The sequence below is a fragment of the Eubacterium sp. BIOML-A2 genome (genome assembly GCF_009680135.1).
Taxonomy (GTDB): domain Bacteria; phylum Bacillota; class Clostridia; order Lachnospirales; family Lachnospiraceae; genus Faecalicatena; species Faecalicatena contortus_B.
In genome coordinates this window covers 1-20,008 of sequence record NZ_WKZK01000064.1, presented here as the reverse complement: position 1 = coordinate 20,008, position 20,008 = coordinate 1, and the positions used below count along the sequence as shown (strand labels likewise).

Here is a 20,008-nt window from a genome sequence, read left to right as displayed (position 1 = left end):
TACTACCACCTGTTTTTTATAAATTCATATGTTGCCTGCTCCGTATTTAGTATCTCTTCCACTGTAGGATGTTCAATTATTTTATGTTTCTCCATACAGGCCTGTATCATCTCCGGAATCTGCAGGTAACGGATCTTCCTTTCCAGAAAGAGGGCTACGGCCTTTTCATTGGCTGCGTTGAGGACTGTCGGCAGGGATCCCCCCCGCCTTCCGGCCTCGTATGCCAGCTTCAGGCCATAAAATGTTTCCATATCTGGTTTCTCAAATGTAATCTGTGAGAGGGCTCCAAAATCCAGCCTGCCGCCCGGAAGATATCTTCTCTCCGGATAATACAGGGCGTACTGAATCGGAAGCTTCATATCCGGCGTCCCAAGTTCAGCGATAACAGCCCCGTCCTCGTACTCAACCATAGAGTGGATAATGCTCTGTGGCTGCACGACTACTTCAACCTGGTCTACCGTCACGTCAAAAAGCCACTTCGCCTCGATAACCTCCAGGCCTTTGTTGACCATTGTAGAGGAATCGATCGTGATCTTGCGCCCCATCTCCCAGTTCGGATGCTTCAGGGCGTCTTCCACCTGAATGTTCCCAAGCTCCGCTTTTGAACGGCCCCTGAAGGGCCCTCCGGAGGCCGTCAGCAGTATCTTGTGGAGAGCGGCCCTCTGTCCGCCCTGCAGGGACTGAAAAATGGCGCTGTGCTCGCTGTCCACGGGCAGGATTGACACCCCATGTTCCCTGGCCAGCGGCATAATGATATGACCTGCCGTGACAAGTGTTTCCTTATTGGCAAGCGCAATATCCTTCTTCGCACGTATCGCCTCAATCGTAGGCAGAATCCCGATCATACCGACAATGGCCGTTACCAGAATCTCCGATTCGGGCTCTGCGGCTGTTTCCAGGATTCCATCCATTCCCGCCATTACTTTTACATCCAGGTCCCGGATATGCGCTTTCAGTTCCTTCGCCTTTTCCTCTGACCACACTGCCGCCATCTTAGGATGAAACTCCCGGATCTGCTTCTCCAGCAGTGCAATGTTGCTGCCCGCTGCCAGTGCGGTTACTTCTATATCGCCGTTCTCACGCACGACTTCCAATGTCTGGGTTCCGATAGAACCTGTGGAGCCCAGTATTGCAATTTTCTTCATATGCAGTTCCTTCCTTTGTACTCTATCACCTAAAGAAGAACAGACAGGTAATATATGATAGGCGCCGTAAATATTACACTGTCGAATCTGTCAAGTATCCCGCCATGCCCCGGTATCAGCTTTCCATAATCTTTGATATTGTGGTTACGCTTGATTGCAGAAGCCGCCAGATCGCCCACCTGTGAGATCGCGCCTCCCGCTGCGCCGATGATTGCAAACCTGACAATGCCTGCGCCCGCATCCCCCCACTTGTTGATAGCAAGGGCATACAGCACGCCCAAAAGTGCGGCTCCTGCGATCCCGCCTATACCGCCCTCCACTGACTTTTTGGGGCTCAGCTTCGGAGCCATCTTATGTTTTCCGATCAGCATGCCCACGCAATAGGCACAGGTATCGCATCCCCAGGAGCAGATGAATACCAGCCATACGGTAAATACCCCGCCCGGAAGGATGCGGATCTGATAAATATAGGACAGCATCACAGCCACATAAAATACACCGAAAAATGCTGCCAGTATCTGCTCTGTCCTGTATTTTGGAAAGGAGAATACAAGCACTCCCATCATACAGATTAAAAATACCATGAACAAAAGCATAAACCAGTCTGTCCCGGACGGCAGAACCGGCTTCAAATAAATCAGGGCATAATAGGCAGCCGCAAAGAGATAGCCGCAGATTCCCGGAGCCTTGTTACGGATATCAAAGACTTTGTAAAGTTCGCTCAGGCCGATCATGCTGATGATAAATAGCACTGCAAACAGAATGCTTCCGCCGGAAATCACTGTAAATAGTGCAATGAGTACTAATAGTATTCCACTGAGTAGCCGTGTCTTAAACATCCTGTTCCTCCTTTACGCCCCCGTAACGTCTGTCTCTTCTATTATACTGCTCGACAGCTTTTACCAATTCCTCTTTTGTAAAATCCGGCCATAAAACGTCTGTAAAATAAAATTCCGTATAGGCCATCTGCCAGAGAAGATAATTTGAAAGCCTCTGCTCACCGCTCGTCCGGATCAAAAGATCCGGATCCGGAATACCATGTGTATCCAGATACGACTCATAGACCGGGTCACTAATCTCCTCCACACGTATCTTCCCATCCACGCAATCCTGCGCCAGGCGTTTGACTGCCCTTATCATCTCATCCCTGCTGCCATAATTAATAGCAATTGTGAAGTTCAGGCCGTTGTTGTTTTTGCTGGCCTCCTCCAATTCTATTATCCTCTTCTTAATATCTTCATCCAGCGCTTTTATATCCCCGATTACACGGATTTTCATATCATTTTTCTCAGCCGTCTTCAGACAGGTCTTCATGTAATTGCGAAGCAGCTTCATCAGCGCATCTACTTCGCTCTTCGGCCGGTTCCAGTTTTCCGTGGAAAATGCATATACGGTCAGGTATTTTATTCCCATCCGCCATGCCTCCTCGCAAATTCTTTCCACATTTTTGCTGCCCTGCGCATGTCCGTAATTTCTCGGCATTCCTTTTGACTTTGCCCACCGGCCGTTGCCGTCGAGTATGATTGCTACATGCTGTGGTACGTTCATTCTATATATCCTCCTAATACCGTAGCAGTTCAGACAGGCCTGAACTCTTATGCATCCAGCCCATTAAATCCGCCTGCCTTATATCAGCAAAAGAGAGGCTGTATAATACGAGCCCCTCTTGTTTTCAAGTGATAAATCCCCGTTAAACTGTAAGCACTTCTTTGGATTTTGCTTCCACACAGCTGTCCACTTTTGCAATGAATTTATCTGTCATCTTCTGAAGGTTTGCTTCCAGATCTTTGATACCGTCCTCAGAAATCTCTCCGCCTTTGAGTTTCTTAAAAGCTTCGTTTCCGTCGCGTCGGATATTGCGGACTGCAACTTTCGCCGCCTCACCCTTTTTCTTAACATCCTTAACCAGTTCTTTTCTGCGCTCTTCCGTCAGTTCCGGGAATACCAGGCGGATGGTGCTGCCGTCGTTCGTCGGATTGATACCGATATCTGACATATTGATTGCTTTCTCTACCTCTTTGAGCAGGCTCTTTTCCCAGGGCTGAATCTGGATTAGGCGCGCCTCAGGTACAGAGATATTCGCAACCTGCTGAATTGGTGTAGGTGAGCCATAATAGTCTACAGTCAGCTTGTCCAGTACATGCGGATTGGCACGTCCTGCCCTGATTGTTGCCAGTTCGCTGTTCAGGTTGTCTACGGTCTTCGTCATCTTTTCTTCATATTTTTTTAATTTTTCATCCATGTCAATTGTCCTCCTTATACTGTTACTTTTGTCCCGGTAAATGTCCCGCTCATCGTCTCTGCGATACTGTTCTCTTCATTCAGTCCGAATACAAGCATGGGCATCTTATTCTCCATACACAGGATGGATGCTGTCAGGTCTACTGCCGCAAGCTTCTGGTCAATAACCTCCTGAATCGAAATCTCTTCATACTTCTTTGCCTCCGGATTCACCTTCGGATCGCTGTCATAGATCCCGTCGATTGCCTTAGCTAAAAGCATGGCATCTGCTTCTATCTCGATTGCCCGAAGTACCGCCCCTGTATCCGTGGAAAAATACGGATGGCCTGTACCGCCGGCAAAAAAGATAACCTTACCTTCTTCCAGGGCTGCGACTGCCGCATCCTTGGAAAATAATGTGGTAAATGCCCCACATACAAACGGGGTAAAAATCTCTGTCTTCATTCCCACATGTCTGAATATATCGGATACATAAATACAGTTCATAACCGTTGCCAGCATCCCAATCTGATCTGCCTTTGTCCGGTCTATTGTCTCGCTGGTGCGGCCCCTCCAGAAATTACCTCCTCCGGTCACTACCGCGACCTGAATTCCTTCGTCCACAAGCTGTCTGACCTGTTCTGCCACACCAATGCAGGTAGCCTCGTCAAACCCGGTCTTCTTATCTCCTGCAAGTGCTTCACCACTCAGCTTTAACAATACTCTTTTCATACGTCTTTAGCTCCTTCAAATTCTGTTGATTACTCTAAAATGAAGTATAACATAACTTTTCCATTTTGTCATGCACATATCCGGCATCTCTTTCATCTGTCATCGTAGTCAGTGTATCCCCTGCCATTAACATGGTCCTCCCCTTGGGAATCCGCTCTTTTCCGCCCCTTTCCAGAGCAACGAGAAGGCAGTTGTCGGGCCAGGTAATCTCCTCCACGCTTTTGCCTTCCAGCACGGAACCGTTCATGATCACAAAGGTGCTAAGCACCTTTTGTCCGGGGCTCTTCATATTCTGAGTCTGATTTTTTCCGGAATTTTTCAGAATACGATCCAGCATACTTTCATAGATTGGTTCCGACTTCATCAGCGTAGCGACGATATATGCAGTAACCGAAACAATTGCCAGGGAAAGCATCTGGCTCACGGAACCGGACATTTCAAACAGAAGGATAATTCCGGTAATCGGCGCCCGCACAATCGCCGTAAAATATCCAGCCATGGCCAGCAGGACAAAATTATTGATATACATTTCCTCCAGCCCGAAGAACTCAACTCCTGTCATGGCGAAAATGCCGCCGATCATGGCGCCCAGTATCAGCAGCGGAAAGAAGATCCCTCCCGGGGCCCCGGATCCGAAACTGACTGCAGAGAAAAGAAATTTTACAGCAAAGGTCACGATGACCAGACTGAGCGCCATTTCCCCGTTTGTTAATGTGATGATCAGTTTGTGGCCGCTGCCCAGCACGGAGGGCATTACAAGCCCCAGGACTCCTGCTGCCAGAAAGGCAATCATCAGCCTGGAAGTCTCATTCAAAAACTTTGGCTTTTTATACAAATCCTGCGCTTTCAGCATAGCCCAGTTATAGAAGACTCCCATCACGCCGCAGACCGCTCCCAGAAGAATCAGCATCCAGTAATAATTCTGCGGAAGGTAATGTTCCAGCTGGAACTTAAAAACCGGATCCAGGCCAAGTATATGGGAGGATATGTAGTCAGCTGTCACGGATGCTGTCATGACGGAGATCAGTATGGACATGGAAAAGCCTTTATGTATCTCCTCCAGTGCGAACATCATGCCCGCGAGGGGTGCATGAAAAGCCGCGGCAAGGCCTGCGCTGGCTCCGCATGTCATAAGGAACCTTTCCTCCGTCTTCCCCCGGTCGAGCATTCTGGACAGTCCCTGACCTGCCATCGCCCCGAGCTGGATGGAGGGGCCTTCTCTTCCCAGCGACAATCCGCCGAACAGGCAGAGAAAACCGCCGGCAAACTTGGCAGGCAGCACCTTTTTCCAATTCTGCGTCAGTTTTCCGGTTACTTCTCCCTCCACCTGGGGGATACCGCTCCCGGATATCATCGGAGCCCATTTTACCAGTCTGCCAACCACATATGCCATGAGAAGCAGAATCACGAACCAACCTGCGATCCGTACGGGGTTGCCCCTGATATATTTCAGCACAATATCCAGCCATTTTCCCGCATACGTCAGTGCAACCCGGTACAACAGCACCAGCAGCCCTCCCACTGCACCTACAAGAAGGCCCTCTCCGATCAGGATGACCGGAAAGCGCTGTGCCCGTTTAATGGTATGTGAAGTATCCTTTTTCAATGTTTTTCCCTCTTTTCCTCTCATTCGGGTGCGCCCCCGCAGCACCCGCTTTCTAAACCTCTAAATGAACATGGAAAACAAAACCGTTACCACTCCGCAAATTCCAATGGCAAGACCACTCATAGCCCCTTCTACTTCCCCGATCTCAATTGCCTTGGATGTCCCCACCGCATGGCTGCAGGCGCCGATGGCAAGGCCTGCCGCTACGGAATCCGATACTTTAAAAATCCGTATAAACAGCGGCGCGGCGATGCTCCCCAATATCCCTGTAAAAATCACCGCCACGACCGTTACGGGAACGACGCCGCCGTGTGCCTGCGCAACGCTCACGGCGATCGGTGTGGTAACGGATTTGGGAAGCATGGACATGGTCAGGCTCTGATCCAGTCTGAACAGCCTGCACATGCCGTACACGCTGGCCATGGACGCCAGAGAACCTGCTATACATCCTACTATAATAGGAAGCCAGTATTTTTTCAAGATGGAAAGCTTCGTATAGATAGATACTGCAAGGCAGGCCGTTGCCGGAGCCAGGAACATATTAATGATTTCCCCTCCGTTGTTATAAGAATCATATGGTATTTTAAAAACAAGGAGCACGCCTATAATAAGAACGATTGCAATAATAAGAGGATTACAGAGAGCCGATTTTGTTTTTTGCTGAATCCTGACTCCTGCGCCGAAAGCGATTACGCTGAGAGCCACTCCAAAGTAGGGAGATGTATACAAAGCTTCCATTATTTTTTCCTCCGATCCATTAATTTCATGGTCAGCTTCACACTGTATGCCGTCACCGCAAACGTGATGACTGTGGATACGATACAGATAATCAGCAGCTGTACCGCACTGCTTTTGAGAATGTCAAAATAATTCATGATGCTCACCCCTGCCGGCACAAAGAAAAAGGCCATATTCCCAAGAAGAAAGTCCGACTTTTCCTGGATATGTTCTATCTTCAGCAAGCCTGTCACCAGACAGATGAATAAGAATATCATTCCTATGACGCTTGCAGGAAAATCAAAGGGCAGAAACTCTGCAATCACCTGGCTCAGCCAGCAGACGGTAAAGATGATTCCGATTTGCCTGATTATTTTCATAATTCATCCCTCAATTCTTTTATGTTTTCATATGCAGATTTTTATGGCTATCTTACAAAATACACCCGCTGGTTTCTGTTGTCAACGGAACGGGCCGGGATTTATTACGATTAATTTCCTGCGTTCTGTGAGCAGCTGCAATATTTTAGACTTTTTCATACTGGTTAATCTCTCCTACAATTTTCCCCAAACTTATTGACATTAAGCCCGGGATGTTTTATGATACTTATGTTTTCACACTTTAAACAGTTAAAATTTTACAGTGCGAAGTCATTGTAAATGGGAGGTAATAGAATGATTATTGTATTAAAACCACACACATCGGAAGGTAATATCGACCGGGTAGAAGGCCTTGTCAAAAAGCGCGGACTGGATACCCACATTGTCAGAGGACAGGAAATGACAATCATTGGCTGTATTGGGGATACTACAGCGATTGATCCCAAATTATTTGAAGTCGATGACTGCGTGGATAAAGTCATGCACGTCCAGGAACCTTACAAACTTGCAAACCGGGCATTCCATCCGGAGGATTCCATCATTGATGTCTCCGGCGTGAAGATCGGCGGGAACCACCTGGCCCTCATAGCCGGCCCCTGCTCCGTGGAATCTTTTGCTCAGGTGCTGGACATTGCCAAATCCGCAAAGGCCTCCGGCGCCAACCTGCTGCGCGGCGGCGCATTTAAGCCCCGTACAAGTCCATATTCTTTCCAGGGACTCGGTATGGAGGGCCTGGATATCCTCTGTGAGGTCAAGAAAGAAACAGGGCTCCCTATTGTAACGGAATTAATGTCCCCGGAATACCTGGAGATTTTTAACGAGAAAGTAGATTTAATCCAAATCGGCGCCAGAAATATGCAGAATTTCGATCTGCTTAAGCAGCTCGGACAGCTGGACCGCCCGATTCTTCTAAAGCGGGGCCTCAATGCAACATACGAGGAATGGATCATGTCCGCCGAATACATTATGGCATCCGGTAACGAGAACGTTATTCTCTGCGAACGTGGAATCCGAACCTTTGAGACCTTCACAAGAAATACGCTCGATCTGCAGAGCATACCTGTTCTGAAGAAAAAAACACATCTGCCTGTCATCGTAGACCCGAGCCACGCAGGCGGAAAATGGTGGCTGGTAGAGCCAATGGCAAAAGCATCGGTTGCTGCGGGTGCTGACGGACTAATGATCGAGGTCCATAACGATCCCGAATCCGCTTTGTGTGACGGGGCCCAGTCACTGAAACCGAAAAAATATAATGATTTGTTAAAACAAATTAAAGAAATAGCTCTGGTAGTCGGAAAAGAAGTATAGGAGCGCAAGGGGGTCAGACCCCTCTGCAGAGGGGTCTGACCCCCTTGCATACCATTTTGTCTAAAAAGGAGAAAGCTCGTGGAATTAACAGTAAACTTAGGTGAAAACAGTTATCCAATCTATATAAAATCCGGAATTCTGGCAAATGCAGAAACTTTTGTAGCACAAGTTTTTCATGGGAAACGCATTATGATTATCTCAGATGATCATGTTTTTCCTATTTACGGCCAAAAACTGGTAAAGGCGCTTCCGTCTTATGAATGCCGCAGCCTCATACTTCCACATGGGGAGCTGACGAAGAGTTTTCAGTCTCTCCCCCGGATTTATGCCGCTTTGTTGGAAAATAATATTACCCGCAGTGATCTCGTTATAGCACTGGGGGGCGGTGTCATTGGTGATCTGGCCGGTTTTGCTGCGGCAAGTTATCTGCGCGGTGTTAATCTGGTTCAGATACCAACTTCTCTTCTGGCTCAGGTGGACTCCTCTGTAGGTGGGAAGGTAGCGGTTGATCTTCCACAGGGAAAAAATCTGGTAGGTGCATTTTTCCATCCCAAGCTGGTACTGATAGACCCCGACGTGCTGGATACACTTCCCAAACGGTATATCACCGACGGCATGGGAGAAGTAATCAAGTATGGCTGCATCAAGGATGCCAGCCTCTTTGAAATCTTAAGTTCCTCTCCTTCGTTTGATGGATTAAAAGACCGGCTGTCCTCAATCATATACCGCTGTGTAGATATCAAAAGAATCGTTGTGGAAGACGACCAGTTTGACACCGGTGAGCGGATGCTGCTGAATTTCGGCCATACCCTGGCACATACCATCGAACAGTATTATCACTATGAACGCGAAAGCCATGGGGAAGCCGTTGCAATTGGCATGTACCAGATGACAAAGATTTCCGAAAAGGCCGGGCTTACTGTCCCCGGCGAAGCAGAACGAATCAAGCAGGTGCTGGATACCTACGGTCTCCCCTGTGAATGCGGACTTCCGGTGTCTGCACTCCTGGATGCTGTAAGGCTGGACAAAAAGAATCTGGATAATCATCTGAATGTAATTCTTTTACACGCTATTGGTGACAGCTTCATTTACCCTACCAATCTTGATTTTTTCAAAACAGCAGGAGTGATTTAGCCATGAATACAGAAAAGAAGGAACCACTGCATTTTGGTGTACTTGGCAACCATCTTGGGCACAGCCTTTCTCCCGAGATCCACGAAGATCTGCTCCGACAGCAGAAGATCTCCGGTACGTATAAAAAATATGAAATGGACGAAAACGAAGTCCTCCGTATACTGGAAGTAATGAGGGATGAACATATTCTTGGCATGAATGTGACTATGCCATATAAAGAAGTCGTTTATCAGCTCATGGATGTCATTGATCCACATGCAGAAAAAATAGGCGCTGTCAATACTGTTTTAATGAAAGACGGTAAATTTTACGGTTACAATACAGATTATATCGGAGCCGTCAGCATGTTCCATAAAGCCGGTATCACACTGGCTGGGAAAGAGATTGTCATTCTCGGTTCGGGCGGGGCCGCCCGGGGGCTGATCTATGGATTCCATACGGACGGCGCTGCTAAAATCACAGTCGCAGCGCGCAACGAAAAAGCGCTCGATTCTCTGCAAGAGCGTTTTCCTTATATAAATACCTGTAAACTGACAAATGTTCCTGCCGGTGATATTCTGGTCAACACCACCCCCCTGGGCATGCATCCCCACGTTGGCGAAAGTCCGGTAGATGCATCCGTGATCCGGCAGTTTAAAGCGGCTTCCGACATCGTCTACAATCCTTTGATCACGGAATTTCTAAGAATTGCAAAGGAAGAAGGACTGCAGATCGTAACCGGACTCATGATGCTGGTAGACCAGGCAATCGGATCTGAAGAAATCTGGCTGGGTAAAGAGCTGGATTATAATATGGGCAATCGGATACACGATGAATTAGCCAGAAAATTCTGACAATGGTGTTCAAAAGGGTCAGACCCCTCTGCAGAGGGGTCTGACCCCTTTACACAATTTCCCATGGATTTTCTTCCCCTGCCTCATTCAGACAGCAGCTTTCTATGGAATGTCTCACCATATCACTCACTGCCTGATCCGTATAAAACGCCATGTGAGGAGTTACGATCACATTAGGGAATCCCCGCAGTATATATAACTCCCTCTTACTTATAATATCGGATTTTCGGTCATAATAATACATCCCAAATTCATCTTCAATCACATCCATTGCAGCCGCACCAATCTTCTCTGACTCCAGACCGTCCAGCAGCGCTTTTGTATCAATCAGACCACCCCGGGCCGTGTTAATCAGGACTACCCCCTGTTTCATTTTAGCAATGGCATCTGCGTTGATCATATGGTAATTATCATCCCCAAGGGGCATATGGAGTGTTATCATATCACATGTTGCAAAGATCGTATCAAGTTCCGCGTATTCTGCATATGCATGGACCTTCTGGGATGGAAACAGATCATAAGCATAAATCCGGCATCCAAATCCACTTAAATCGCGGATTACGGCCTGCCCAATCTTTCCGGTGCCTATCACACCCACGGTAAAATTGTGCATCTCTCGCCCCTGTATGCCCGGAAGGGAAAAGTCATTGATCTCCTCTCTCTGCATGATCCGTTTCATTTTACGGATTGCCATAAGCATGAGCATCACCGTGTAATCCGCCACACACTCAGGCGAGTACGTTACATTGCTGACTTTGATTCCAAGTTTCTGCGCTGCCTCCATATCCACATGGTCATACCCTATCGTCCTGGTTGATATCATCTTTACCCCCAGCTCGTGGAAGCGCCCGATAAGCTGTGCATCCATCTTAGTGGTAATAATACTGATATATTCATACCCCGCAGCAAGACCGGCATTTTCCATGCAGGGGTCATCATAACAGATCCCCAGCTCCACGCCGTATTCTCTAGAAAATCTCTGAAAATACACAGCCTCATCGAACTCCCGGTAATTATAAACAAATATCTTCATCACTAACCCTCCCTGTCAGAGCTTACTTTACATCAGGCCATAGTGGCTGAATGCACAGGCTATCCCGTCCTCCTCAACCTTAGCAGTTACATATTCGGTGTACGGGTCAAGTTCTTTTGCATGATCTCCCATAGCAATCGCATGCCCCGCATATTCGAACATCGATAAATCATTCGAGCTGTCCCCAAATACATATGCCTGCTCCGTCTCCATTGCAAACTTCTTTAAAATATACTCACACGCGGTTGCTTTAGAATAGCCCTTCTGAATGCACTCATAAGTATCGCCGCCCCGGTTGATCGGCTCGATATCTTTCTCCACAAACTTGAAAAAAGTGTCTTTGTCGCTGAGTTCATCCGCATAAACAAACAATTTGTCATACACAAAGCTTCCCTTTTCAATATACTCCTCCAGGCCCAGCCCGGCGTTTTGAAAATATCGTCTGGAGCTCTCCAGCCTGTCAAAACGCGACATTCGACTTGGCAGATATATGTCCTGAGTCCCCTCCATTATCCCATCCAGCCTGCATTCTATCATTTTATCAATAATCTCTCTTCCCCGTTTTTCGGGAATTGATCTGGAAAATAAAACCTCGGCATGATAAGTGAGATATGTCCCGCATCCACACAGGAATCCATCAAATTCAAACTGGCTGATCTTCGGCGGTATACTGCAGAATGTCCTCCCTGTATTTATAAAAAGCAGGTGTCCCGCACGCTTTGCCGCACGCATGGCATCCAGTGCGCTCTGCGGGATCTCCTTCGTAATCTCACTCAGTATGGTGCCGTCAATATCCAAAAACAGTGCTGCTCTTTCCATCTTGTTCTCCTAACGTTTCAGATTTTCTTCTATCACTTTATCACTCTTTCCCCAAAAAATCCATTTCTATACCTCACAAAAAAAGAGGATTTCGCCCCGCAGCTTCCGCTGATTTGCCATACGATGAAAATATTTCTGCATTTTCATCATATACTATAGGAAATAAGATACAGGAGATGTAATGAAAATCAATCTGAAACCCGATACGAAAAAGAAATCTCTACTAAAAAATACTGCCAGACTTGTGCTGCTCTTTGCCGCTGCATTTTTGGCCGGACGCGCCGCCGGAAGGGCTCAGGATTATTTTGCCCCCGAGGCTGTTGCCACCTCCGCAGAAGGGAACTGGGGATTAAGCTTCCAGGATGAAGGCCAGCCGCCGGTCGCTAACGCAACCGCCGAAGAGCTGAAACAATTTGACGCATACTATTCCGGAAATACGGATGAAAAGGTTATATACCTGACCTTTGACGCGGGATTCGAAAATGGCAACACCCCTGCGATTCTAGATGCGCTGAAAAAGCACAATGTACCTGCGACATTTTTTGTGGTAGGCACCTTCATATCGTCCAATCCGGATCTGATTAAAAGGATGGTGGAAGAGGGCCATACGGTGGGCAACCATACATATCACCATCCCGATATGTCACAGATATCAACCCAGGAAGCCTTCCAAAAAGAACTAGGGGATGTTGAAGAGGAATATAAGAAAATTACCGGTCAGGAGATGACAAAATACTATCGTCCTCCGCAAGGAAAATACAGTGAAACAAACCTGAAGATGGCAAAAGAAATGGGGTATAAAACCTTTTTCTGGAGCCTGGCCTATGTAGACTGGTATGAAAATGACCAGCCCACGAAAGAGGCAGCTTTTGAAAAGCTGCTTGGCAGGATCCACCCCGGCGCAATCGTACTGCTTCACAGCACTTCAAAAACAAACGGGGAAATACTCGATGAACTGCTGACAAAATGGGAGGAAATGGGGTATACATTTAAACCGCTGTCGGAAATTTAAGGGGGAGGTTCGCCTGCCAGAAGCATGGAGCAGAGATCTGCTGGGAGACAGGGGTGTTTCTGTGGGCGGACAATTTATGCAGAAGATCTAAAAGCAAAACAGAAGAATCTTATGACTACAGACGGTTTTACGGAGAAAGCTTGATGCTTTTTCCGTGAAACCGTCTCAAATCTTGATTTTGTGAATCATGATTTGGCCATAAGATTCTTCTGTTTTTCTGTAAGAGTTTCTAATCACGCGCTTTATGCCCACAGAAACACCTCTGTCTCCCTGCTTCTATCAGGCTGCGTGCATCCGATGTCCGCTCCTCACTATTCGACTACCTTGCCTTAAATTCCTCCACAATATGTATCATTTCCTCTGATGGATTGGATATAACTGCTGAGTTAAGTATCTTACAAGGTGAATTTACAGCTGCGCTCTCAACTGCCGCAGTTACTGCAGAAACGCTGCCACTGATAAATATGAGGGCATGTCCTCCGCATTTTGTGTCCTGTGTCTCATAGGTTACTTCTGCCGCTTTCAGCATCTGATCCGTGACCAGTACGGCGTTTGCTTCCCCAAGGACTTCTACAAGTCCGAATGCTCCATATGCCATAAAAATATACCTCTTCCTTACTTGTTGATTGTCATTGTAATTGCTGGTTCAGTCTCAGCTAACGGTGCCGCTATTATTGTATGGGAAACAATCTTGGAGATTGGTTCCGCCACTCTGAGCGCGACTTCCATGGCTGCATTGACGTTGGAGACATTGCCTCTCATCTTAACACATGCACCCGCTCCCAGACGGTTTCTCTCTACTGCCTGGATCTTTACATCCGCAGCTTTCGCTGCCGCATCTAATGCTACAAAACATGCGCACTCGCTGTCAAGCTCGAATACGCCTATTGCCATACCTTCATACTGTCCGGCCATAATTCCCTCCTGCCTGCAGAACTACTATTTTTTCTATTCTGTCAATATTTTTATTATATATAACCAAAGATAAAATTTCAACAAAAAAGTGGAGAATCTTTCGTTACTTTGCGCACACTATGGTCGTGAATAATAACAATCTTTACTGTTTCCCCACCTTATTTATTTTATAAAAATAATACGGAACCAAAGGGATTAAAGCTGCAAGCCAGGCCGCCGGATCTGAAAGGCAGACCCCGAAAAAACTTGTCTTTCCGGCAACTGCTGCCACAACCAGGGCGCGCGCCGCCAGTTCAAATACTCCGCCCAGCATGGGCACCAGGCCGTATCCCATTCCCTGCAGTGCGTTGCGGTACAAAAAGATGCTTCCAAGGAACGGATAGCACCAGAATACCGCCAGGAAATAGACCACAGCAGCATCGATTACGCCTTTCTCCGCAGGAGAAACAAACATAAGCACCATGTATTTTCCAAAGAAAAATATCAAAACCATCAATACCGCGCTGCAGATTAAGATCATTGCCTGTGTATACCAGACGCCTTTTTTCACCCTGTCTAACCTGCCTGCACCCCAGTTCTGCCCTACATAGGTTGCAATGGTCGCTCCAAATGCTATAAAGACGCATGCGATCAGGTTCTGGATCTTGGCTCCGGCGGAAAAGCCTGCAATATAGACTGCTCCGTAGATATTAACCGCTCCCTGTACAATGATGGTTCCAATCCCGGTGATGGAAAACTGAAGGCCCATCGGTGTTCCGAGCGCCAGAAGTTTTTTTATACTGTTCCAGGAAATATGGAAATCTTCTTTTTTCAGATGCAGAATTAAAAATTTCTTTTTGATATACAGGAAGCACAGCAGCGCTGAGATTCCCTGCGCAATCACTGTTGCGTAACCGCACCCTGTTACCCCCATATGAAACCAGGTGATAAATACAATATCCAGAAAGATATTTATCACTGCGGAAATGATCAAAAAATACAGCGGCGATTTTGAATCCCCCAGTGCTCTGAGCACGGCAGCCAAAGAATTATAAGCGGCCGTCACGATCAGGCCTGCATAGATAACTGTCATATACCCTTTCACATCCGGCATCAGTTCCTCCGGTGTATTCATGAGCCTCAGAATCGGCTCATTTGCTGCCAGAAGCCCCACCGTCATGGCTACGATAATGGCGAATGTCAGATAGACCGACATTGCTGTATAATGCCGCATCCGGTCGTATTTGCGGGCGCCAAACCACTGTGCCACTAAAATAGAGAAACCACTGCTGATCCCGGTGATCCAGCCGGTCACCATGAACATGAGTGAACCTGTGCTCCCTATGGCAGCAAGGGCATTCACCCCTAGGAACTGCCCCGCTATAATCGAATCCGCTATATTATAGAACTGCTGAAATATATTTCCCAGGCACATCGGGATCATAAACCAAATCATCAGCTTTACCGGGTTTCCTGTGGTCATATCATTTGTCTTATTCTTTCCCATTTATCTCTTCTGCAGCATCGCTGCCTTCCTCTTTTTTTGTATCGGTCTTTTCTATCTATAACCGGATTTTCCTGCTAGAGTGTGTCTAAAAATTGCTTGTTGCAAGATGTTATCCCAGTTTGCGGTGTATTTACTGCCAAATACAGGAGGCGTAACGGGCTACGCCCTCTGGATTTGGCAGTAAATACACCGTGAAGTGGGGCGGCATATTGCGGCAATGAATTTTCAGACACGCTCTAAGATAAAATACGGCTGTACCCTCGTGCTGCCTTGCTGCCAGACACGTTTGTACAGCCAGATATTTTATAAATCTATGCTGATTTCCTGCTTTTCTATATTATGCTTCTTGGCATAGCCGGTCAGGATCATGGTCAGCGCTCCGTCCCCGGTCACATTGCATGCGGTTCCAAAACTGTCCTGCAGGGCAAATATAGTAAGCATCAGCGCGGTTCCGGTCTCATCAAATCCAAGCACCCCGGTAATCAGCCCCAGTGAAGCCATTACGGTTCCTCCCGGAACCCCCGGCGCCCCGATTGCAAAGATTCCCAGCAGCACACAGAACAGTACCATTGTTCCCGGGGAAGGAATGCTGCCATAGAGAATTTTGGATACGGTCATGACAAAAAATACTTCTGTCAGTACCGAACCGCAGAGATGGATATTTGCAAACAGCGGAATCCCAAAATCAACCATATCCTCTCTGAGAGGCGGCTCTGATTTTTTCGCGCACCGCAGGGCAACCGCCAGCGTTGCTGCAGAAGACATCGTTCCGACCGCGGTAATATATGCCGGGCCATAATTCTTGATGACATCCAGCGGGTTGCTCTTCGAATAAGCGCCGCCTGCCGCATAGAGCACAGCCAGCCAGATATAGTGCCCTGCCATAACGATCAGTACGACTTTAATAAATACCGGCAGCTGTTTTGTGATTGTACCTTCATAGGACAATGCACAGAATGTAAAGGCGATAAAAATTGGAAGCACCGGGATCACGACTTTGGTCACGATCTCCAGCACGATTTTCTGGAATTCATCCAGTACTTGTGTAATCACTTTTGCTTTCGTCCACGCAGCCGCAAGCCCGATCATAACAGAAAATACCAGTGCGCTCATAACCGGCATGATCTGCGGAATATCCAGCTGGAATACTACACCGGGAAGTTCTTTTAGCCCATCCACCTCAGATACGATGGAGAGGTGCGGAATCAGGCCGTAACCTGCCAGCATGGAAAGAAGCGCCGCCAGCACGGAGGACACATAGGCGATAACGATTGCCACTCCCAGCATCCTGGAGGCGTTGTTGCCCAGCTTTGTAATGGATGGGGCAATAAAGCCGATGATAATCAGCGGAACACAGAATGTGATCAACTGTCCGAGAATGTATTTTACAGTGACTACAATATTCATAAATCCCTCATTGGCGATCTGGCCAATCAGGATACCAGCCACCACTCCGAGCAGAAGCCGGAATGGCAGATTATTAAATAATTTCTTCATAGTTTCAATCCCTTTCCTATAGAATCGCTATATTATAACATATCTCTCTTTCTCTCCGCAAACATCCGCCTGCGCTTCCTGTATTTCCCAGCTGTCAAACGGTTATTATACACGGCCTATGAACCGTACATAGTAACGTCAAACGGCCCTATGGCTATAGCCGAGTATCTCTTGCGGCTCTCTGCTGAATCAACTGAGCCGTGATGCTCACCGCGATCTCCGCAGGAGTTTCTGCTCCGATGGCAAGGCCGATCGGAGTCGTGATTCTGTCCAGATCTGCATCAGTAAAACCCTGTTCCTTTAATTTTGCAAACACACCGGCTTTTTTGTGTCTGCTCCCGATCACTCCGATATAAGCTGCGGAAGTCTTTAAAACCTGTGCCTGAACCGCCAGATCGTCCTTATGCCCGCGTGTCATGATACACACATAATCCGGGGCATCGATTGTAACATAATCTGCAATATGGCTGTTCTCAATTAACAGGACCTCTTCTGCCCCGGGAAACAATTCAGCCCTGCTGAACTCCTCCCTGTCCTCCAGAACCACACACCTAAAATCAACTGCTGCAAGAGCCGGCACCAGTGCCTGTGAAACGTGTCCTCCCCCGAAAATATAGACACGCCCCTGCTGCTGCATATTCTCACAGTAAAACTTACGCCCCTCTGTCTCTATCAGCACGGGTTTCATCTGCAGCCCTTCAAAAACAGCCGCTGGAAGCGATATCCCTGCGATAGCGCCAGAACGGCGGCAGACCGCCATACCTCCCTCTCCGTCCTCAGAAATCTCGCTGACAAGCCAGAATCCCTCTTTTGTTTGATATAATGCCCCGATCTGCTTAATTAGAACCAGTTTCTGCTCATCATCTGCAGAAATGTATTGAAAATGCACATTCACATCTCCCCCGCAGATCATTCCCAGATCCTGGATCTCATTTTCCCTGAGCCGGAAGTATTCCAGGCGCGGCTTCTTGCTGCGCAGTACCTCCGCCGCCACGCCTTCACTGTGGTGCTCGACCGCCCCGCCGCCTACCGTCCCCCAGATTCTCCCGGCGGAAGTAACCAGCATACGCGCCCCTGCCCCCCGCGGGGTGGAGCCGGTACTTGCAACAATCGTAACCAGAACCGCATCCTGCCCCCTCAGCATACACTCATACAGTAAGTGAAATAATTTCTCCATGCCATCATCCTTTCATAGGGGTCTTACCCCTTTGAACACCGAATTCCGAATTGTTTGAAACAATTCGGAGAATGGGACACAAAGGGGGCAGACCCCTATAATAATTCTGCCCTCAGTTCTTCTGCGGACTTCATAGAAAGCAGGCCCGGTGCGATATCGAATACTGTCTTTGCGCCGGAATCTCCATTCTTAGCGAGACGGTATGCTGCACGCGCGTAGCATACCAGTACGCTGGATGTGAATTCCGGATTGGAATCCAACTTCAGTGAGTATTCAATTACGTGCTTACTGCCTTCTCTTCCCGTCTCACCACTGCGGATGACAAATCCACCGTGCGGCATTTTGCTGTGTTCGGCTTTCAGTTCTTCTTCTGTGATAAAAGTTACGGTTGTGTTGTAATCCGAGAAGTAGTTCGGCATGTTTTTGATCGTTTCTTCGATCTCCTTCAGATCCGCGCCTTCCTCAGCCACTACATAACATTCTCTTAAGTGTTTGTCTCTTGTAGTGAGTTTTGGACCGCATCCGCTTCTTACCTGCTCTACTGCTTCTTCAACCGGCACGGTATACTGGATGGCGTTCTTCACACCCTTTACGCGGCGGATCGCGTCTGAATGTCCCTGGCTTACGCCTTTTCCCCAGAATGTATATGTATCTCCCTGTACAAGAATGGACTCCGCATAGATCCTGTTCAGTGAAAACATTCCCGGATCCCAGCCTACGGAAATGATTCCGATATGGCCGCCGGCTTTTGCGGATGCGTCTACATCTGCAAAATATTCCGGTATCTTGGCATGAGTGTCAAAACTGTCGATCGTATTAAAGTTCTTTACAATCTCGGGACCGATCACCGGGAGGTCCGTTGCTGAGCCGCCGCACAGGATCATCACATCAATCTCATCTTTCATGCTAAGTATATCATCCATATGAACGACCGGAACACCCTCTGTCATAATCTGAACGCTCTCGGGTTCACGCCGTGTAAAGATGGCTTTTAATTCCATATCCTCATTGCGCTCAACCGCAAGCTCTACTCCACGTCCGATGTTTCCATAACCAACAATTCCAATTCTGATTTTCTCCATCGTATATCCTTCCTCTCCAATATTTCTTTCATAAATTATTTGAATCGTTAATAAGTATAACATATGAGCCCTGCGTGTACAATTTAAAATTAAAGCGCACCCGGGCATATTAGCCGCGGATGGTAACAGTTCAGACAGGTCTGAACTGTTACCGCGAATGCGCTCTGCGTTTTCCTCTTTAAACTTACTCGTTGCTTCTAAGACGGAATCTCCGGTACATCAAAATTCAAATATTCGGACTCATGCCCTAACATGTCACAGCTTCTCGATCCCCGTTGCAAAATATCCTGCCGATTGGACGGCTTCTTTCAGCTGAATGTCTTTGTAATCCTTTTTCATTCTGACCGTTACACAGCCCTCTGCAAAATCAGCCTCAGCTAATACACCATCCATACTGTTATAAACATTTTCTACTCTTCTGGCACAATTTGCGCAGGTCATTCCACCGATCCGTATTTTTCTGATGTACGGATAGTGGGCAATATTTGGATCCGCAGGCCTCACACGTTTCACCGGATCCTGGCCGCCCCCGCAGCACCCGTGCGTCAAACGCTTTGTATAGCTTCTGATCCCCAACACACAAACGATAATAATAATGATACATATAATTCCAGTTGCCATAATCGTTTACTCCTATTTGATCTTATTTAAGTTAGTTTAATCTAACTTTATAATACACCACAATTGTAAAAAAGAAAACCCTTTTATTTTCTTTTCTGCTTTAGTAATCCTAAATCATTACTGTTCAGACGTGACTTTTCACATCCCGGCCAACATCTAAATCGGGAGTTAGTGACGCGCTTTAGTCGCGGTACGGATGGGGACGCTCCATGAAGGGATAGCCGAAAACCTCCCGGAGAACATCCATGTCCTTTCAAAAACGCGGCCGCGGACCTAAGAAATTCTAGGCGG

21 protein-coding genes are annotated in these 20,008 nt (G+C 47.5%); 4 read left to right on the top strand and 17 right to left on the bottom strand.

The features are described from left to right. Positions 1 to 2 precede the first annotated feature (2 nt). The 8 genes from dxr to GKG43_RS19005 all read right to left on the bottom strand — a co-directional run bounded on the left by dxr (position 3) and on the right by GKG43_RS19005 (position 6,800). Positions 3 to 1,145: a 1-deoxy-D-xylulose-5-phosphate reductoisomerase gene (gene dxr, locus GKG43_RS19040; RefSeq protein ID WP_050638662.1), complete on the bottom strand. Its 1,143-nt coding sequence runs from the start codon at positions 1,143 to 1,145 to the stop codon at positions 3 to 5. Positions 1,146 to 1,174: 29 nt separating this feature from the next. Next, complete coding sequence (locus tag GKG43_RS19035) at positions 1,175 to 1,984, bottom strand: phosphatidate cytidylyltransferase (RefSeq protein ID WP_050638663.1); 810 nt, start codon at positions 1,982 to 1,984, stop codon at positions 1,175 to 1,177. Next, entirely contained in the window at positions 1,977 to 2,693 is a 717-nt protein-coding gene (locus tag GKG43_RS19030; RefSeq protein ID WP_050638664.1) for an isoprenyl transferase, read from the bottom strand. Before GKG43_RS19030 ends, GKG43_RS19035 begins: the two co-directional genes overlap by 8 nt. Positions 2,694 to 2,835: 142 nt before the next feature. Beyond that, positions 2,836 to 3,387 carry a ribosome recycling factor gene (gene frr, locus GKG43_RS19025; protein WP_050638665.1) on the bottom strand — a complete coding sequence of 184 codons (552 nt, stop codon included), beginning with the start codon at positions 3,385 to 3,387 and terminating at the stop codon, positions 2,836 to 2,838. A gap of 14 nt (positions 3,388 to 3,401) precedes the next feature. Next, on the bottom strand, positions 3,402 to 4,097 hold the full coding sequence (pyrH, locus tag GKG43_RS19020) for a UMP kinase (RefSeq protein WP_025656828.1): 696 nt from the start codon (positions 4,095 to 4,097) through the stop codon (positions 3,402 to 3,404). Positions 4,098 to 4,131: 34 nt separating this feature from the next. After that, the gene (locus GKG43_RS19015; protein ID WP_330377739.1) at positions 4,132 to 5,727 is read right to left on the bottom strand and encodes a ClC family H(+)/Cl(-) exchange transporter; all 1,596 of its coding nucleotides are present in this window, start codon (positions 5,725 to 5,727) and stop codon (positions 4,132 to 4,134) included. Between the two features lie 36 nt (positions 5,728 to 5,763). Then, positions 5,764 to 6,441, bottom strand: coding sequence for an LrgB family protein (locus GKG43_RS19010; RefSeq protein ID WP_050638666.1), 678 nt, complete (start codon positions 6,439 to 6,441; stop codon positions 5,764 to 5,766). Then, the gene (locus tag GKG43_RS19005) at positions 6,441 to 6,800 is read right to left on the bottom strand and encodes a CidA/LrgA family protein (protein ID WP_050638667.1); all 360 of its coding nucleotides are present in this window, start codon (positions 6,798 to 6,800) and stop codon (positions 6,441 to 6,443) included. The genes GKG43_RS19010 and GKG43_RS19005 overlap by 1 nt, the downstream gene beginning before the upstream one ends. Positions 6,801 to 7,094: 294 nt before the next feature. Between GKG43_RS19005 and aroF the strand changes: the two genes are divergently transcribed. The 3 genes from aroF to aroE all read left to right on the top strand — a co-directional run bounded on the left by aroF (position 7,095) and on the right by aroE (position 10,075). Beyond that, positions 7,095 to 8,108 carry a 3-deoxy-7-phosphoheptulonate synthase gene (aroF, locus tag GKG43_RS19000; RefSeq protein ID WP_050638668.1) on the top strand — a complete coding sequence of 338 codons (1,014 nt, stop codon included), beginning with the start codon at positions 7,095 to 7,097 and terminating at the stop codon, positions 8,106 to 8,108. A 78-nt stretch (positions 8,109 to 8,186) separates the two neighbouring features. Then, positions 8,187 to 9,242, top strand: coding sequence for a 3-dehydroquinate synthase (gene aroB, locus GKG43_RS18995; protein WP_050638669.1), 1,056 nt, complete (start codon positions 8,187 to 8,189; stop codon positions 9,240 to 9,242). A gap of 2 nt (positions 9,243 to 9,244) precedes the next feature. Continuing rightward, positions 9,245 to 10,075 (top strand): shikimate dehydrogenase, encoded by an 831-nt coding sequence (gene aroE / locus GKG43_RS18990; protein ID WP_055154907.1) that lies wholly within the window; start codon positions 9,245 to 9,247, stop codon positions 10,073 to 10,075. Positions 10,076 to 10,124: 49 nt separating this feature from the next. On the opposite strand, the gene GKG43_RS18985 is transcribed toward aroE, so the two are convergent. Then, positions 10,125 to 11,108, bottom strand: a complete 984-nt coding sequence (locus GKG43_RS18985) for a D-isomer specific 2-hydroxyacid dehydrogenase family protein (RefSeq protein ID WP_055154908.1) — start codon at positions 11,106 to 11,108, stop codon at positions 10,125 to 10,127. Between the two features lie 27 nt (positions 11,109 to 11,135). Further along, positions 11,136 to 11,927, bottom strand: coding sequence for an HAD family hydrolase (locus GKG43_RS18980; protein ID WP_055154909.1), 792 nt, complete (start codon positions 11,925 to 11,927; stop codon positions 11,136 to 11,138). Between the two features lie 181 nt (positions 11,928 to 12,108). On the opposite strand from GKG43_RS18980, the gene pdaA reads away from it, so the two are divergent. Then, positions 12,109 to 12,939 carry a delta-lactam-biosynthetic de-N-acetylase gene (gene pdaA, locus GKG43_RS18975; protein ID WP_050638673.1) on the top strand — a complete coding sequence of 277 codons (831 nt, stop codon included), beginning with the start codon at positions 12,109 to 12,111 and terminating at the stop codon, positions 12,937 to 12,939. A gap of 319 nt (positions 12,940 to 13,258) precedes the next feature. Here the strand turns inward: pdaA and GKG43_RS18970 are convergent, their stop codons facing one another. The 7 genes from GKG43_RS18970 to GKG43_RS18940 all read right to left on the bottom strand — a co-directional run bounded on the left by GKG43_RS18970 (position 13,259) and on the right by GKG43_RS18940 (position 19,717). Further along, positions 13,259 to 13,537: a BMC domain-containing protein gene (locus GKG43_RS18970; RefSeq protein WP_025656821.1), complete on the bottom strand. Its 279-nt coding sequence runs from the start codon at positions 13,535 to 13,537 to the stop codon at positions 13,259 to 13,261. 17 nt (positions 13,538 to 13,554) lie between these two features. Further along, on the bottom strand, positions 13,555 to 13,854 hold the full coding sequence (locus tag GKG43_RS18965; RefSeq protein WP_050638686.1) for a BMC domain-containing protein: 300 nt from the start codon (positions 13,852 to 13,854) through the stop codon (positions 13,555 to 13,557). Between the two features lie 142 nt (positions 13,855 to 13,996). Then, the gene (locus tag GKG43_RS18960) at positions 13,997 to 15,340 is read right to left on the bottom strand and encodes an MATE family efflux transporter (RefSeq protein WP_055154910.1); all 1,344 of its coding nucleotides are present in this window, start codon (positions 15,338 to 15,340) and stop codon (positions 13,997 to 13,999) included. A gap of 303 nt (positions 15,341 to 15,643) precedes the next feature. After that, positions 15,644 to 16,837 (bottom strand): dicarboxylate/amino acid:cation symporter, encoded by a 1,194-nt coding sequence (locus tag GKG43_RS18955; protein WP_050638688.1) that lies wholly within the window; start codon positions 16,835 to 16,837, stop codon positions 15,644 to 15,646. A 154-nt stretch (positions 16,838 to 16,991) separates the two neighbouring features. Beyond that, entirely contained in the window at positions 16,992 to 18,014 is a 1,023-nt protein-coding gene (locus tag GKG43_RS18950; protein ID WP_055154911.1) for an XdhC/CoxI family protein, read from the bottom strand. A gap of 95 nt (positions 18,015 to 18,109) precedes the next feature. Continuing rightward, positions 18,110 to 19,096, bottom strand: coding sequence for a diaminopimelate dehydrogenase (locus GKG43_RS18945; RefSeq protein WP_050638690.1), 987 nt, complete (start codon positions 19,094 to 19,096; stop codon positions 18,110 to 18,112). Positions 19,097 to 19,351: 255 nt separating this feature from the next. Beyond that, positions 19,352 to 19,717: a heavy metal-associated domain-containing protein gene (locus GKG43_RS18940; protein WP_050638691.1), complete on the bottom strand. Its 366-nt coding sequence runs from the start codon at positions 19,715 to 19,717 to the stop codon at positions 19,352 to 19,354. Between the last annotated feature and the right edge of the window lie 291 nt (positions 19,718 to 20,008).

Excerpts from the sequence above, each read along its gene's own strand:
- dxr (WP_050638662.1), bottom strand. The coding sequence starts at position 1,145 with ATGAAGAAAATTGCAATACTGGGCTCCACAGGTTCTATCGGAACCCAG.
- GKG43_RS19035 (WP_050638663.1), bottom strand. The coding sequence starts at position 1,984 with ATGTTTAAGACACGGCTACTCAGTGGAATACTATTAGTACTCATTGCA.
- GKG43_RS19030 (WP_050638664.1), bottom strand. The coding sequence starts at position 2,693 with ATGAACGTACCACAGCATGTAGCAATCATACTCGACGGCAACGGCCGG.
- frr (WP_050638665.1), bottom strand. The coding sequence starts at position 3,387 with ATGGATGAAAAATTAAAAAAATATGAAGAAAAGATGACGAAGACCGTA.
- pyrH (WP_025656828.1), bottom strand. The coding sequence starts at position 4,097 with ATGAAAAGAGTATTGTTAAAGCTGAGTGGTGAAGCACTTGCAGGAGAT.
- GKG43_RS19015 (WP_330377739.1), bottom strand. The coding sequence starts at position 5,727 with ATGAGAGGAAAAGAGGGAAAAACATTGAAAAAGGATACTTCACATACC.
- GKG43_RS19010 (WP_050638666.1), bottom strand. The coding sequence starts at position 6,441 with ATGGAAGCTTTGTATACATCTCCCTACTTTGGAGTGGCTCTCAGCGTA.
- GKG43_RS19005 (WP_050638667.1), bottom strand. The coding sequence starts at position 6,800 with ATGAAAATAATCAGGCAAATCGGAATCATCTTTACCGTCTGCTGGCTG.
- aroF (WP_050638668.1), top strand. The coding sequence starts at position 7,095 with ATGATTATTGTATTAAAACCACACACATCGGAAGGTAATATCGACCGG.
- aroE (WP_055154907.1), top strand. The coding sequence starts at position 9,245 with ATGAATACAGAAAAGAAGGAACCACTGCATTTTGGTGTACTTGGCAAC.
- GKG43_RS18985 (WP_055154908.1), bottom strand. The coding sequence starts at position 11,108 with ATGAAGATATTTGTTTATAATTACCGGGAGTTCGATGAGGCTGTGTAT.
- GKG43_RS18980 (WP_055154909.1), bottom strand. The coding sequence starts at position 11,927 with ATGGAAAGAGCAGCACTGTTTTTGGATATTGACGGCACCATACTGAGT.
- pdaA (WP_050638673.1), top strand. The coding sequence starts at position 12,109 with ATGAAAATCAATCTGAAACCCGATACGAAAAAGAAATCTCTACTAAAA.
- GKG43_RS18970 (WP_025656821.1), bottom strand. The coding sequence starts at position 13,537 with ATGGCATATGGAGCATTCGGACTTGTAGAAGTCCTTGGGGAAGCAAAC.
- GKG43_RS18965 (WP_050638686.1), bottom strand. The coding sequence starts at position 13,854 with ATGGCCGGACAGTATGAAGGTATGGCAATAGGCGTATTCGAGCTTGAC.
- GKG43_RS18960 (WP_055154910.1), bottom strand. The coding sequence starts at position 15,340 with ATGGGAAAGAATAAGACAAATGATATGACCACAGGAAACCCGGTAAAG.
- GKG43_RS18955 (WP_050638688.1), bottom strand. The coding sequence starts at position 16,837 with ATGAAGAAATTATTTAATAATCTGCCATTCCGGCTTCTGCTCGGAGTG.
- GKG43_RS18950 (WP_055154911.1), bottom strand. The coding sequence starts at position 18,014 with ATGGAGAAATTATTTCACTTACTGTATGAGTGTATGCTGAGGGGGCAG.
- GKG43_RS18945 (WP_050638690.1), bottom strand. The coding sequence starts at position 19,096 with ATGGAGAAAATCAGAATTGGAATTGTTGGTTATGGAAACATCGGACGT.
- GKG43_RS18940 (WP_050638691.1), bottom strand. The coding sequence starts at position 19,717 with ATGGCAACTGGAATTATATGTATCATTATTATTATCGTTTGTGTGTTG.